Annotated in this window: 12 protein-coding genes and 1 pseudogene; 7 read left to right on the top strand and 6 right to left on the bottom strand. The window is 66.8% G+C overall.

Going from position 1 to position 13,331, the window contains the following annotated elements; all coding sequences use genetic code 11:
* The first annotated feature begins 107 nt into the window (after nt 1–107).
* From P0D77_RS13880 to P0D77_RS13895, 4 genes are all read left to right on the top strand, one after another.
* Nucleotides 108–947: a proline dehydrogenase family protein gene (locus tag P0D77_RS13880; protein ID WP_277553697.1), complete on the top strand. Its 840-nt coding sequence runs from the start codon at nt 108–110 to the stop codon at nt 945–947.
* Nucleotides 948–1,066: 119 nt separating this feature from the next.
* Nucleotides 1,067–1,771: a DUF502 domain-containing protein gene (locus tag P0D77_RS13885; RefSeq protein ID WP_277553698.1), complete on the top strand. Its 705-nt coding sequence runs from the start codon at nt 1,067–1,069 to the stop codon at nt 1,769–1,771.
* Between the two features lie 91 nt (nt 1,772–1,862).
* Nucleotides 1,863–2,336 (top strand): PaaI family thioesterase, encoded by a 474-nt coding sequence (locus tag P0D77_RS13890; RefSeq protein ID WP_277553700.1) that lies wholly within the window; start codon nt 1,863–1,865, stop codon nt 2,334–2,336.
* Between the two features lie 88 nt (nt 2,337–2,424).
* Nucleotides 2,425–3,735, top strand: a complete 1,311-nt coding sequence (locus P0D77_RS13895; protein ID WP_277553701.1) for a potassium channel family protein — start codon at nt 2,425–2,427, stop codon at nt 3,733–3,735.
* 21 nt (nt 3,736–3,756) lie between these two features.
* On the opposite strand, the gene P0D77_RS13900 is transcribed toward P0D77_RS13895, so the two are convergent.
* The 3 genes and pseudogenes from P0D77_RS13900 to P0D77_RS13910 all read right to left on the bottom strand — a co-directional run.
* Nucleotides 3,757–4,149, bottom strand: a complete 393-nt coding sequence (locus P0D77_RS13900) for a hypothetical protein (RefSeq protein ID WP_277553702.1) — start codon at nt 4,147–4,149, stop codon at nt 3,757–3,759.
* A gap of 68 nt (nt 4,150–4,217) precedes the next feature.
* Nucleotides 4,218–4,487: a DUF7536 family protein gene (locus P0D77_RS13905; protein WP_277555809.1), complete on the bottom strand. Its 270-nt coding sequence runs from the start codon at nt 4,485–4,487 to the stop codon at nt 4,218–4,220.
* 179 nt (nt 4,488–4,666) lie between these two features.
* Nucleotides 4,667–5,989 (bottom strand): annotated as a pseudogene (locus P0D77_RS13910) (MFS transporter); the annotation flags it as partial.
* Nucleotides 5,990–6,127: 138 nt separating this feature from the next.
* On the opposite strand from P0D77_RS13910, the gene P0D77_RS13915 reads away from it, so the two are divergent.
* Nucleotides 6,128–7,474, top strand: coding sequence for an alkaline phosphatase family protein (locus P0D77_RS13915; protein ID WP_277553703.1), 1,347 nt, complete (start codon nt 6,128–6,130; stop codon nt 7,472–7,474).
* Between the two features lie 47 nt (nt 7,475–7,521).
* Here P0D77_RS13915 and P0D77_RS13920 read toward each other — a convergent pair whose 3' ends face one another.
* Complete coding sequence (locus tag P0D77_RS13920) at nt 7,522–8,148, bottom strand: FAD-dependent oxidoreductase (protein WP_277553704.1); 627 nt, start codon at nt 8,146–8,148, stop codon at nt 7,522–7,524.
* A gap of 325 nt (nt 8,149–8,473) precedes the next feature.
* Here P0D77_RS13920 and P0D77_RS13925 point away from each other — a divergent pair, with 325 nt between their 5' ends.
* Both P0D77_RS13925 and P0D77_RS13930 read left to right on the top strand, forming a co-directional pair.
* Nucleotides 8,474–10,240 (top strand): 2-oxoacid:acceptor oxidoreductase subunit alpha, encoded by a 1,767-nt coding sequence (locus tag P0D77_RS13925; protein WP_277553705.1) that lies wholly within the window; start codon nt 8,474–8,476, stop codon nt 10,238–10,240.
* A complete protein-coding gene (locus P0D77_RS13930) occupies nt 10,237–11,103 on the top strand; it encodes a 2-oxoacid:ferredoxin oxidoreductase subunit beta (protein WP_277553707.1) in 867 nt (288 codons plus the stop codon). Before P0D77_RS13925 ends, P0D77_RS13930 begins: the two co-directional genes overlap by 4 nt.
* A gap of 83 nt (nt 11,104–11,186) precedes the next feature.
* On the opposite strand, the gene P0D77_RS13935 is transcribed toward P0D77_RS13930, so the two are convergent.
* Together P0D77_RS13935 and P0D77_RS13940 are read right to left on the bottom strand one after the other, a co-directional pair.
* Nucleotides 11,187–11,948 carry an alpha/beta hydrolase gene (locus P0D77_RS13935; RefSeq protein ID WP_277553709.1) on the bottom strand — a complete coding sequence of 254 codons (762 nt, stop codon included), beginning with the start codon at nt 11,946–11,948 and terminating at the stop codon, nt 11,187–11,189.
* 524 nt (nt 11,949–12,472) lie between these two features.
* Complete coding sequence (locus tag P0D77_RS13940) at nt 12,473–13,315, bottom strand: polyprenyl synthetase family protein (protein ID WP_277553710.1); 843 nt, start codon at nt 13,313–13,315, stop codon at nt 12,473–12,475.
* Between the last annotated feature and the right edge of the window lie 16 nt (nt 13,316–13,331).

The raw sequence follows: 13,331 nt of genomic DNA on the forward strand, positions 1-13,331 counted from the left end.
TCGCGAGTTAAGTCCGAGGATGTTCCGCTGGAGACAGTTCCAGCGCCCTCGGAGTCACGCGATTCCTGAACACTCAAGACCACGGCCCGGCAAGGGTTGACAACCACATGATCCCACCCATCGCCAGCCGGTTCGTCGCAGGGGAGACGCCGGCGACGGCGTTCGACCACGTCCGCCAGTACAACGAGGACGGCGTGAAGGTGATCCTCAACCTCCTCGGCGAGCACTACGCAGACCGCGAGAACGCCGACGCCGACGCCGACGCGTACGTCTCGCTCGTGCGCGACATCGGGAACACCGACCTGGACGCGTGCGTGTCGGTGAAGCCGTCGCAACTCGGCATCGACATCGGTGCCGACGTGTTCCGCGAGAACTTCCGTCGGATCGTCGAGGCGGGCGACGAACACGACGTGTTCGTCTGGTGTGATATGGAAGACCACGAGACGACCGACATCACGCTCGACGCCTTCGAGGAGTTGGCCCGCGAGTTCGACGGCGGCGTCGGCCAGTGCGTGCAGGCGAACCTCCGGCGCACCCGCGAGGACCTGGAACGCATCGTCGACGTGCCCGGAAAGATCCGGCTGGTGAAAGGCGCGTACGATGAGCCGAACGACATCGCGTACACCGACAAGGCGTCGGTGAACGAGGCGTACCGCGAGGACCTGGAGTACCTGTTCAAAGAGCGCGACGACGGCATCGCGGTCGGCAGTCACGACCCCAAGATGATCTCGTTCGCGAGCGAACTCCACGCAGAGTACGGCGCAGACTACGAGGTGCAGTTACTGATGGGCGTGCGCGAGGACGAACAGCGCCGTCTCGCGAGTGAAGGCGTCGAGACGTGGCAGTACGCCCCCTACGGCGACAAGTGGTTCTCGTACTTCTACCGGCGCGTGCGCGAGCGCAAAGAGAACGTGTTGTTCGCGCTTCGCGCGATCGCCGGCGTCTGAGGAGCGCTGCGTTCGGTCGAACGCGCACGAGCGATCCCAACTGGACCAGACCTGCGAGATTCCCTCTCCGTGTAGAAGGGCTGATATGGCCGGGTCTCGGATCGCCACTCGAATCTCGAATGTCCACGTGGAAGCGCGACTTCGCGAGCGGGTTGGTCGTCATCACCCCTTTGCTCGTCATCATCTTCGTCGCCAACTGGCTGTACAACCTCCTGTCCGCGCTCCCGTTCGTTCCGACCATCACCCCGGAGAACCCGGACCCGCAGTTGCTGCCGCTGTACGAGTTCCTCGAAGTTATCACGGCGCTCGTGGTGTTCGTGCTGTTGGTGTTCTCCGCGGGCTACCTGATGCGGACGACGGCCGGTCGGTTCGCGGAGGGGATGCTCGACGACGCGATCAATCGTGTGCCCGGTCTCCGAGTGATCTACAACGCCTCGAAACTCGCCGTCGAGACGGCACTCACCGGCACGGAAGACCTCCAGACGCCGGTGAAACTCGAACCGTGGAACGGGATGCGGATGACGGCGTTCAAGACGGGGAAGACGACCAGAGACGGCCGCGAGGTGGTGTTTATGCCGACCGCACCGAACATCACCACCGGCTTCGTGATGGAGGTCGAACCCGAGGACTTCACCGAGACGGACGAGCGGGTTGAGGAGGCGCTCACGCGCATCCTCTCGGCGGGCTTTGGGGAGGGCCGCGAGTCGCCGGTGAAGCCAGACTCTGCCGTCGCCGCCGACGGTGCCGCCGTCGGCGACGTCGAACCAGACGGCGACACTAACACCACTAACACCGACGCGGACCGCGACCGCGGCGACGACTGATCGGAACGGCCACAGACGTACTCGACGACGGCCTCGCTCTCCTGCGACCCGGAACCGAACGGTGAAGTGGGCCGCTGTTCCCTCTCGGTACATGACTGCCGACCACGACCACGGCGACCACATCGACGCCGACCACGTGGAGTTGCTGGAGACGTTCATCGAGAGCCACGGCTTCCTCTCGTGGCTCGACCTCACCGTCGAGGAACTCGACCGCGGCCGCATCGTGATGTCCGTCCCGTACGACGAGAAACTCGTCAACCCCGGGTCGCCGGTCGGCTCTATCCACGGCGGCATCGCGGCGACCCTCGTCGACACCGCCTCGGGGTTCGCCCTCCGGTCGACGTTCGACGACCCGACGACCGGGTCGCTGGCGACGACGGACCTGAACGTCACCTACCTCCGCCCGGCGACGAACGACCTCCGCGTCGAAGCCGAGGTACTCCGAGCGGGTGGGTCGATGGGCTTCACCGACACGCTCGTCTCCAGCGTCGCACCCGACGGCGAGCAGAAGGACGTCGCCGTCGGGCGGACTTCCTATCGGCTGTTCCGCGGCGGCGACGAGTAGGGAACGGCCTCGGGGGTCGCCACGCTCTCGGGCCGCACGACTCGGGCAACCCTTTTTCCACCATCCCCGCGAATCGGACTATGACCCGATGCACGGAGACGAGCCAGTCGAGTACGAGCCGGTGAGCGTGAAGGCCGTGTTGGCCGAGATGAAAGACACCGCGGAACTGCTCATCGACCTGTCGTACTCGGCGGTCCTCCACGGAAGCCCGGACCTCGCCGCGGAGGTGCTGACGCTGGAGTCGCGGATGGACGTCCTCCAACTGCAGGCGCGGATGAGCGTGATGATGGCCGCTCGCTCACCCGAAGACGTCGAAGACCTCGCGCCGGTGTTGGGAATGGTCGGCGCGGCCGAGAAGATCAGCAACGCCGCCGGCGACATCGCGAAGGTCGTGTTGGACGAGGTGGGCCTGCCGGAGGCGATGCGGGCGGCGCTCCCCGAGGCCGTCGAGACGCTCGTTCGCGCACCAGTCACCGACGACTCGGCGTACGCCGGGCAGACGCTCGGTGATCTGAACCTGGAGACGGAGACGGGCGTGCGCGTCATCGCCGTCCGCCGCGACCAAGCGACCGGTAAGCAGCGGTGGATCACCAACCCCGACCGAGAGACGACGCTCCGTGCGGGCGACACGCTGATCCTGCGCGGCTACGAGACTGGCCTGCAGACCGTGTACGAGACGGCGGCGGGCGAACCGTACGAGTCGCCCGAGGCGCCGGATCCGACGGTCGCGGATCTGGAGCGTGCCGTCGACTCCATCGTGTTGATGAAGAATATGAGCGAACTCGCGGTGGACCTGGCCTACGGCGCGGTGTTGTTCGACAGCCGCGGCGTCGCCGAGGAGGTGGCGGAACTGGAGGCGGAGGTGGACGCACTCAAGTCACGGTTCGAGGCGTGGACGCTCCAGGCGGCCGCTCGCGTCGACGACCCCGTGAGTCTCCGCGGGCTCGTCCACCTCGCGTCCGCGACGGAGGTGATCAGCGACGCCGCTCTCGAGATCAGCGAGGGCGTCCTCCGCGGCCTCGACGCCCACCCGGTCGTCGCCGAGGCCGTCGAGGAGTCCGACGAGGTGATCGTTCGCCTCGTCGTCACGGACGGATCGGCGCTGGCGAACACGACGCTGGGCGACCGGGAGGTGAAGACACAGACCGGAATGCGCGTCATCGCCGTCCGTCGCGGCCGCGACGCCGGAGAACACGGCGACCACAACCACGACGAGAGCGGCGGAGACAGCGAAGATGGTGACGGAGACGACGACGGTGAGGACGGCGAGTGGGTCGTCTCGCCCGGCCCGACGACCACGCTCCGCGCCGGCGACGTGATCATCGCGAAGGGGACCCGGGCGGGGGCCGAACGGCTCTCGGAGTTGGTGGGCGCTCCCGAAGCGTTCGACGTGGACTGAGCGAGCGACCGCGACCGACGGCTATCGAGGCGCGCCGCCGTCGGGGTCGTCGGCCTCCAACGGCGCACCGCAGGAGGGACACGACCCCGGCCGGCCCGAGCGTAGCGTCGCACACTCCGAACACAACACCAGCCGTCGCTTCGGCGACGGGTCGCCCCACTCGTCGCCGTCGTCGGACGCGTTTTCTCCCGACCCCGAACCCGCGGCGAGCGCCAGCGCCGGATCGAACCGGGACACGACCAGATCAGAGGTCGCGCCCTCCTCGGCGGCCATCCGCATCGTGTGTTCGACGAGGACGTCGTTGCGGAGGCGGTCGAGCAGTCTGAGCAGTCCGAGGAACGCGACCGTCGGGACGAGACACAGCACGCCCGTCAACAGCAGACGGACGACCGGGTCGGCCGTGAAGGCGGCCATGCGAATAGGACACGCACCGCACACTAATGGCGGTTACGCTCGGGCAGACGGCAATAACAGCACTCGCGTCACTCGGCGGAGACCTGCCGAATCGCGCGAATCGCAGCGACGAGCGTCAGCATCGAGGCGACGAACAGCGCCGTCGCGGACGCCAACACGACCGCGAGCAGGAGGAAGAACCCCTCAGGGCCCAGGATGGGGTACTCACGGGTTCCAGCGGCGGGGCCGAGCAGTTCCAGCGCCCGCACGAGATACACCGTCACCGCGAGGGCGACGCCGACGCCGACGCCGACGAGGGCGTTGCGCTTGACCGACAGCGTCTCCAGTAGGCCGGTTATCGGTGGTCGCTCGGGCGTCGCCTCGCTCGGGTCCGAGCGGTCGTCACCGGCGTCGCTCCCGGTCGCGTCGCCGGCATCGAGTGACTCCTCGCTCACGACGACTGGTAGGACCCGGCGCTTCAAATCCCCATCGGCGTCGGTCGAGGATGCAGTTGTGACCCCGAGTCGGTCGACACCGCTCACCCGGCGTACGCGTGGAACTCTCGCCCGCGCAGGAGGAAGTACGCGACGCCGACGACGCCGATGACGCTGGCGAGGCCGAACGCGAGGACTGGGTCACGCCCGTACAGCCACCCGCCGGCGAGGGCGCTCGGGATGACGATGACGTTGCGGACGAGGTAGTACGTCCCCGTGACGCGCCCGCCGGCGTCGGCGGCGGCGGGGCCGACGATGAGCGCCTTGTGCGCGGGGAGGCCGGCGAATCGCAGCCCGGAGAACGCGAACAACAGCGCGAGTACCGTCGCGTCCGGCGGCGCGACGATGAGTAGCGCGGGGAACAGTGCGTACACGGCGAACCCGAGCGCGACGACCGGCTTCAGGCCGACCGACCGCGAGAGCCGTGCGACTGGTACCATCGTCACCAGCGCGACGGCCATCTCGACGCCGAGGAGGACGCCGAAGTACGCCTCCGGCGAGAGCGTGCCGACGGCGGGGAGGGTCGCGCCGACGGCGAACACGTCGACGACGACGCGCACGAAGAACACGTACACCATCCCGTTCGCGAACCGAACGAGCGTGTCTGCGACGAGCAGTGGCCGGAGCGTCTCGGGGAGCGAGCGCAGGTCCGCGAGCACCGTCTCGACACCCTCGAACGACTTGCCGAACGAGTCGTTCGAGGCGTCGTACAGGCGGTACTGCGCGACGGTGGCGACCGCGCCGACCGCGGCCGCGCCGAGCAAGACGAGACGGAACCCCTCGGTGAACGTGTAGGCAGACAGCACCGCCGCGGCGACGAGCGGTCCCAAGAGGAACGCCGTCCGCCGGAACGTCTCGGTGGCGGCGAATCCCGAGGCGAGGCGGTCCGGCGACACTGACTGTTTGACGACGGCGAACGTCGCGCCGAGGCCGAACGATTTCCACGCCTGCGAGAGAAACAGGCCGAGAAACACGAGGACGACCGCGAGGTTCGTCGGGCCGACGGCCACGTCGCGGAACGGGTCGGCCGCCCACCACACGAGGAAGCCGAGCGTCGACGCGAACCCGAACAGCGTCAGCGACGTGCGCGACCCCAGCCGATCAGAGAGCGCCCCGCCGGGGTACGGAAACACTGCAGAGACGAGGTTGCCGACGGAGCCAAACGCGCCGAGTGCGAGGCTAGAGGCACCGAGGACGGCGAGGTACTGCGGGAGATAGCGCCCCGTCGCCTGAAAGCCGAGGCTGAACGCGAACATCGCAATCGAGAGGACGAACACGTCGCGCGGAAGCGCGAGGAACTGCCGGAATGCGTCGAACGGGTCCGGTTCTGCCTCTCCGGCCTCGGCGTCTGCCATCGAGCGATGCTGTGGCCGGGGGCCGCAAAACGATACCGGGACGCAGTATCCGGACGCGGTCGCGACTCGACGGCCGTCGCCGAGGAAGGTATTATGACAGCGCCGCGAAGAACCTGAATTACTTTACCTACCCCGACGGAAGCCCACGGTATGGGACTGTTCGATCGGCTACGCGGGGACGACGATCCTCGTGTCGCCTTCATCGGCATCGACGGGGTGCCGCACTCGCTGTTGGAGGATCACCCGGATCGGTTCCCGAACTTCGCTGCCCTCGCCGAGGAAGGGGCCTCGGGCGACATCGACTCCATCGTGCCACCGGAGTCGTCCGCCTGTTGGCCCGCCCTCACGACCGGCGTCAACCCCGGCGAGACGGGCGTGTACGGGTTCCAGGACCGCGAGGTCGGGAGCTACGACACGTACGTGCCGATGGGTCGGGACGTGCAGGCCACCCGCCTGTGGGACCGCGTCTCCGAGGCCGGGCGCGACGCGACGGTGATGAACGTCCCCGTGACGTTCCCGCCGCAGCGAAACGTCCAGCGGATGGTGTCGGGGTTCCTCTCGCCGGGCGTCGACAAGGCCGCCTACCCGGACGACCTGCGTGAGTACCTCGAGTCCATCGACTACCGCATCGACACCAACGCCAAACTCGGCCACCAAGACGACAAATCCGAGTTCCTCGACGTCAGCCACGAGACGCTCGACAGGCGCTTCGAGGCGTTCACCCACTACATCGACCAAGACGACTGGGACCTGTTCTTCGGTGTCTTCATGACGACCGACCGGGTGAACCACTTCCTGTTCAAAGACTACGCCGAGGAGGGAGAGTACTACGAGGAGTTCATGGAGTTCTACGAGAAGGTCGACGACTACGTCGGCCAGATCCGCGAGCAACTGCCCGAGGACGTCACACTCGTCGTCGCCTCCGACCACGGCTTCACCGTCCAAGACTACGAGGTAGACATCAACCAGTGGCTCCAAGACGAGGGGTGGCTCTCGTTCGACGGCGACGACCACGAGGAACTCGCCGACATCAGCGACGCCACGCGCGCGTACTCGCTCATCCCCGGTCGCCTCTACCTCAACCTCGAGGGGCGCGAACCGCGTGGCTCCGTCCCACAGGCGGACTACGAGGCGGTTCGTGCCGAACTGAAAGCCGACATCGAGGCGCTGGAGGGACCGAACGGCAAGCCCGTCGCTCAGCGCGTCGTCGCGAAAGAAGAGGCGTTCCGCGGCGACCACGACGACATCGCGCCGGACCTGGTCATCATCCCGAACCACGGCTTCGACCTGAAGGCGAAGTTCAAGCCGCACGACGACGGCGTCTTCTCGACGGGCCCCCGAAACGGGATGCACAGCTTCGAGAACGCGACGTTGTTCGTCGACGACCCCGACGCGAACATTGTCGAAGCGGACTTACTCGACATCGCGCCGACCATCCTCGACCTGATGGACGTGGAGTACGCCCGGGCCGACTTCGACGGCGGCTGTCTGATCTGAGCGGCCGAGCGGCCGGCGGCATCGCGTCCGCAGGACGGTCGCCTCAGCTATCCGAAGTTCTCGACTTTTGGCTCGCCCGCGTAGCCTGCGTCTTCCAGCGCCGCGACCGCCTCGTCGACGAAGTCGGCGAAGCCGTAGACGAACGCCTGTTCGCCGTCCGCGCCCGTGACCGCCTCCGCGACGGCGTCGTCGATGTCGCCGTCGGTGACGACGACGCTCGCGCCCGCCTCGCGGACGGCGTCGAGTCGCTCGGTGTGTGCAGGCTCCTCGTCACGGTAGACGACCGCCGCCTCGTTGCCCCCGGCGATAGCCGCCTCCGCGATGGCGACGGCGGGGCCGACGCCCGGCCCGCCCGCAAGGACGACCGCGCGCGCCTCACCCTCGTAGTAGTCGTCGCCGAAGGGGCCGCTCATCTCGAGGTCGTCGCCCGCGAACAGGTCCGCGAGATACGCCGAGAACGGACCGCCGTCGAGGCCGACGGTCGTCTCGAAGGTTCCCTCGGTGTCGGGTGAGGAAACGGTGTAGAAGCGCGACACCTCCTCGCCGTCGACGACGGCGGTGAGTTTCACGAACTGGCCCGGTTTCGCGTCGAATCCGTCGGGAGCGTCGAGCGTCACCGCGACCGTGTCCGGTCCGACGTCCACGACCGACCGCACCGCAACTGTTGCGTCCATACGCGCCCGTTTCAGTCCCGACTACCCCAACCTGTCGCTTCCAGACCGCCGAGGGAGGAGTACCCATCGAGATCGCCCTCGAACGAACGTCGACTGTCGAACAGCCGTCTTGCCGTCGTCGTAATTTCGGCGACGAGAGCGCCCTCGTGCTGAGGCGAATCCGAAACGGTGTGAAAAGCGATCATTCGTATTGAGTTGGCAAATATTTCGGCGCGTGGTTGAACAGTCGTGAGCGATAGTGGTTGTTCGTCAGACAAACCGACGAAACGCCGCGCTTCCCCCTTTCAGAAGGCTTTTCCACCGACCGTGGGAAGGATTGACCAGTATGCCAGCGGACTTCAACTGGGCCATCGGCGGGGAGGCCGGCGATGGCATCGACTCCACCGGGAAGATCTTTGCGCAGGCACTCTCCCGGGCGGGTCGACACGTCTTCACGTCGAAGGACTTCGCCTCCCGGATCCGTGGCGGGTACACCGCGTACAAGGTGCGCACGTCCACGGAGAAGGTGCGGTCGGTCGTCGACCGACTGGACGTCCTCGTCGCGCTCACACCACGAACTATCGAGGAGAACCTCGACGAACTCCACGAGGGGTCGGTCATCATCTACGACGGCGACCGGACCACGATGGCCGACGTCGAGATTCCCGACGAGATGATCGGACTCGACGTGCCGCTCAAGAGCCTCGCGGAGGACGCGGGCGGTGCCATTATGGCGAACGTCGTCGCACTCGGTGCCGCCTGCGAGGCCACCAGTTTCGACATCGAACACCTCGACTCCTCGCTGAAGAAGCGCTTCGGCGACAAGGGCCAGTCCATCGTCGAGAACAACAAGCAGGCCGCTCGTCTCGGACAGGACTACGTCCAGGACAACTACCCGGACGCCGACCTCGACTACGATCTGGAGACGACGGACAACGACTACGTCCTCCTCAACGGCGACGAGGCCATCGGGATGGGTGCTATCGCCGCTGGCTGTAAGTTCTACGCCGGCTACCCGATTACGCCCGCGACGGACGTGATGACGTACCTGACGGGTCGTATCGAGAACTTCGGCGGTCACGTCGTGCAGGCGGAAGACGAACTCGCCGCGATCAACCTCGCGCTCGGTGCCGCCCGCGCAGGCGCGCGGTCGATGACTGCGACCTCCGGCCCGGGTATCGACCTGATGGCCGAGACGTTCGGCCTCGTCGCCACCTCGGAGACGCCGCTGGTCATCTGCGACGTGATGCGCTCGGGTCCCTCGACGGGGATGCCGACCAAGCAGGAGCAGGGCGACCTCAACATGATGTTGTACGGCGGGCACGGCGAGATTCCGCGGTTCGTTCTCGCGCCGACCACCGTCAACGAGTGCTTCTGGAAGACCGTCGAGGCGTTCAACCTCGCCGAGAAGTACCAGACGCCCGTCTACCTCGCGGCCGACCTCGCGATGGCGGTCACCGAGCAGACGTTCGAACCCGAGGCGTTCGACATGGACGCCGTCGAGATCGACCGCGGCAAGGTCGTCGACGAGGAGACCATCGAGGACCACCAGACCGAGTCGGGCGGCTTCAAGCCCCACGAGATCACGGACGACGGAATCAGTCCGCGTGCGTTCCCCGGCACCGAAGGCGGCGCACACATGTCCACCGGCCTCGAACACGACGAACAGGGCCGTCGGACCGAAGACACCGAGATGCGCGTCAAGCAGGTCGACAAGCGCACCCGCAAGGTCGAGACCGCGAAAGAGCGTGAGGACTTCTCGCCGCGTGAGTTCGGCGACGCCGAGGCTGACAACCTGATCGTGACGTGGGGCTCCAACGAGGGAACCCTCGTGGAGGCGCTGGAGTACCTCGACGACGACGACGTCGACGTGCGGATCCTCTCGTGTCCGTACATCTTCCCGCGCCCCGACCTCACCGAGGAGTTCGAGGCGGCCGACCAAGTGGTCGTCGTCGAGTGTAACGCGACGGGTCAGTTCGCGGACGTCCTCGAACACGACACGCTCCAGCGTGTCAAGCGCATCAACAAGTACGACGGCGTGCAGTTCAAGGCGGACGAACTCGCCCAAGACATCAAGGAGACCCTGGCGGAGAGCCAGGAGGTGCAAGCATGAGTTCCCAGGTCAGATTCACCGACTTCAAATCGGACAAACAGCCCACGTGGTGTCCCGGATGCGGCGACTTCGGGACGATGAACGGTATGATGAAGGCGCTCGCGGAGACGGGCAACGACCCCGACAACACCTTCGTGGTCGCCGGCATCGGCTGTTCGGGCAAGATCGGCACGTACATGCACAGCTACGCCATCCACGGCGTCCACGGCCGCGCGCTCCCGGTCGGTGCGGGCGTGAAGATGGCCAACCCCGACCTGGAAGTGATGGTCGCGGGCGGCGACGGCGACGGCTACTCCATCGGCGCGGGCCACTTCGTCCACGCCGTCCGGCGCAACGTCGATATGACGTACGTCGTGATGGACAACCGCATCTACGGACTGACGAAGGGGCAGGCCTCGCCCACCTCGCGTGAGGACTTCGAGACCTCGACGACCCCCGACGGGCCGCAGCAGCCACCAGTCAATCCGCTGGCGCTGGCGCTGGCGTCGGGCGCGACGTTCATCGCGCAGTCGTTCTCCAGCGACGCCCTGCGTCACCAAGAGATCGTCCAGAAGGCCATCGAACACGACGGATTCGGCTTCGTCAACGTGTTCTCGCCGTGTGTCACCTTCAACGACGTGGACACGTACGGCTACTTCCGCGACTCGCTGGTCGACCTCAAAGAGGAGGACTACGACCCGACCGACCGCGAAGCGGCCAAGGAGAAGGTCCTCGACGCCGACAAGGAGTACATGGGCGTCCTCTACCAGGAGGAGAACTCGGTGCCGTACGAGCAGACGCACGGCCTCGACTCGAACATGAGCGAGATCGACCACGACGGCGCGCCCGAGGGCGCGATGGACCTGGTTCGCGAGTTCTACTAACGGTCGCTTCGCTCTCGAATTTTTCCGACGGCTTCACCGACGACTGCGGCAACTACTCGGAGACGCTCGTCGCCGCGTGAGCGTCATCCACTACTCCCCGACACAGCGACGACTGTCGAGTGGTTCGTCAGCCACGGGACGAGTACGTCGGCGAGTCGGTGGTGGGCCTCGTCGTACGAGAGCGGCGCGGGCGAGTCGCCGCGTTGTCCGCTGTAGGAACCGAACTGCGTGTGGTTCATCCCCTCGATTTCGTGGAACGTCGTCTTGGCCGGGAGTCGCGTCCTCGCGTTCCGGTAGTTCTCGCGGTTCAACACCGTGTCCGCACTCCCGGTGACGCTGAGGACGGCGAACGACTCCTCACGGACGTCTTCGTTGCAGTACGACGCGAACAGGACGAGACCCCGAACGTCGTGTGATCCGGCGTACTGGCAGGCCGCGACGCCACCGAGCGAATGGCCGCCGACAACCCACGTCTGAATCCCGGGATGTCGAGTCCGAACCCGGTCCGCCGCGTCGACGTCGGCGAGTGCGAGGTTGAGCGGCATCGATGGCACGAACACGGTCACGTTCGTCCGTGCCACTATCGGTGCGAACGTGGCGTAGTAGGCGTCCGGAGCGACGCGCGCCCCCGGATAGAACACCACGCCGACCGTCGAGTCGGCGTTCCTCGGGGAGAGGACGTGCACGCCATCTTCGACCGTCACAGTGACTCGGGGGTCGTCTGTGACCTGTTGGACCGACGCCGCCGACCCGTGGTACGGCGTCGCAAAGTAGAACGCGCCGCCGGCACCGACGACGAGCAACAGGATACAGACGACGGCGGCCACCCGTATCCACCGGTTCATATCTCGGATTGACGTGTCACGCGTATAAACCGCGTCTGGTCGGCGTCCGCTGCTCGCGTCGTTCGCTGTGGAAACCCACAGCGAACGGTCGTCGATCAGTCGTCCGCCATCGCAACGTCGGCGGGAGTGGCAGCCGATTTCGGGTCCACTCCCCGACGCCGCTGCAGAAGTCGGCGATGTGCGCGACAGTCGCCGTGTTACCGCTCGCAAACGACGACGAACTCCGCCAGCCCGCAAGTACCACGTGCGCCAGACGAACCGACCCCCGAGCGTGCCGCCCGGACACCAGCCTCACACTCCAGACACTGCCGGGCGGTTCCATCGGCGGCGTCACTCGCGGACCCTGTTGCACAGGCGACAGCGGGCGGGGGAAGCGGACCCGTCACCGTCGCCGTCGTCCGGCCAGTCGTGGCCACGGACCCAGCAGATTACGGAGACGAACCCGGAGTTCAGTCTCGGACTCGGTGCCGACGGTCCCATACAAGTCAGTGAACTCCGGGCCGACGTAATAGTCGGGGCCGGGACTACCGCTCTCGAACGACGACGAACTCCGCCAAGTCCCGCAGGTACCCACGGGCATCGGACTCCCCGATTCCCGCGGCCTCAAGCGCCTCCAACGCCGCGTCGGCTTGGTCGCGGGCGCGCTGGTCGGCTTCCTCGGGGGTGAGGTCCGTCACCTGCAACAGCGAGGGACGGTCGACCGCCTCGTCGACGCCCGTGGGCTTCCCGAGTTCGTCGGCGTCGGCGGTCGCGTCGAGGACGTCGTCGCGAATCTGGAAGGCGACTCCCACCCGTTCGGCGTACTCGCCGAACGCCTCGATGGTGAACGCGTCCGCACCCGCCGCGACCGCGCCGAGTTCGGCGGCCGCCCGGAACAACGCCCCCGTCTTGCGCCGGGCGAGCGTCATGTACTCCTCCTCGTTCGACGGCTTGGCGACGAGTTCGGTCGCCTCGCCCTCACCGAGTTCGACCATCGCCTCTGCGACGACCTGCATCGCATGCTCGTCCGCCGAGAATAGCGCGAACGCCTCACCGAGCATCCCATCGGAGGCGATGATTGCGGGGCCGTAGCCGTACTCGGCCCACGCGCTTGGCGTCCCGCGGCGTACGTCCGAGCGGTCGATGATGTCGTCGATGACGAGCGAGGCGTTGTGGACGAGTTCGACGCCGACCGCGAAGTCGACCGCGTCCTCGGGGTCGCCGCCGGCGGCCTCACAGGCGAGGAGCGTCACCGTCGGGCGGACGCGCTTGCCGCCCGCCAGCGCCACGTGTTCTATCTCGTCGGCCAGTTCCGACGGCTCTACCGCCCCCGTCACCTCGGCGAGGCGGTCGTTCGCCATCGCGACCCGACGCTCCAGATACTCCATCTATCGTGTAACAGGG

The organism is Halobaculum limi (assembly GCF_029490015.1).
GTDB classification, from domain to species: Archaea; Halobacteriota; Halobacteria; order Halobacteriales; family Haloferacaceae; genus Halobaculum; species Halobaculum limi.

Coding starts and splice junctions, on each gene's coding strand:
- P0D77_RS13880 (WP_277553697.1), top strand. CDS start 108: ATGATCCCACCCATCGCCAGCCGGTTCGTCGCAGGGGAGACGCCGGCG.
- P0D77_RS13885 (WP_277553698.1), top strand. CDS start 1,067: ATGTCCACGTGGAAGCGCGACTTCGCGAGCGGGTTGGTCGTCATCACC.
- P0D77_RS13890 (WP_277553700.1), top strand. CDS start 1,863: ATGACTGCCGACCACGACCACGGCGACCACATCGACGCCGACCACGTG.
- P0D77_RS13895 (WP_277553701.1), top strand. CDS start 2,425: ATGCACGGAGACGAGCCAGTCGAGTACGAGCCGGTGAGCGTGAAGGCC.
- P0D77_RS13900 (WP_277553702.1), bottom strand. CDS start 4,149: ATGGCCGCCTTCACGGCCGACCCGGTCGTCCGTCTGCTGTTGACGGGC.
- P0D77_RS13915 (WP_277553703.1), top strand. CDS start 6,128: ATGGGACTGTTCGATCGGCTACGCGGGGACGACGATCCTCGTGTCGCC.
- P0D77_RS13920 (WP_277553704.1), bottom strand. CDS start 8,148: ATGGACGCAACAGTTGCGGTGCGGTCGGTCGTGGACGTCGGACCGGAC.
- P0D77_RS13925 (WP_277553705.1), top strand. CDS start 8,474: ATGCCAGCGGACTTCAACTGGGCCATCGGCGGGGAGGCCGGCGATGGC.
- P0D77_RS13930 (WP_277553707.1), top strand. CDS start 10,237: ATGAGTTCCCAGGTCAGATTCACCGACTTCAAATCGGACAAACAGCCC.
- P0D77_RS13935 (WP_277553709.1), bottom strand. CDS start 11,948: ATGAACCGGTGGATACGGGTGGCCGCCGTCGTCTGTATCCTGTTGCTC.
- P0D77_RS13940 (WP_277553710.1), bottom strand. CDS start 13,315: ATGGAGTATCTGGAGCGTCGGGTCGCGATGGCGAACGACCGCCTCGCC.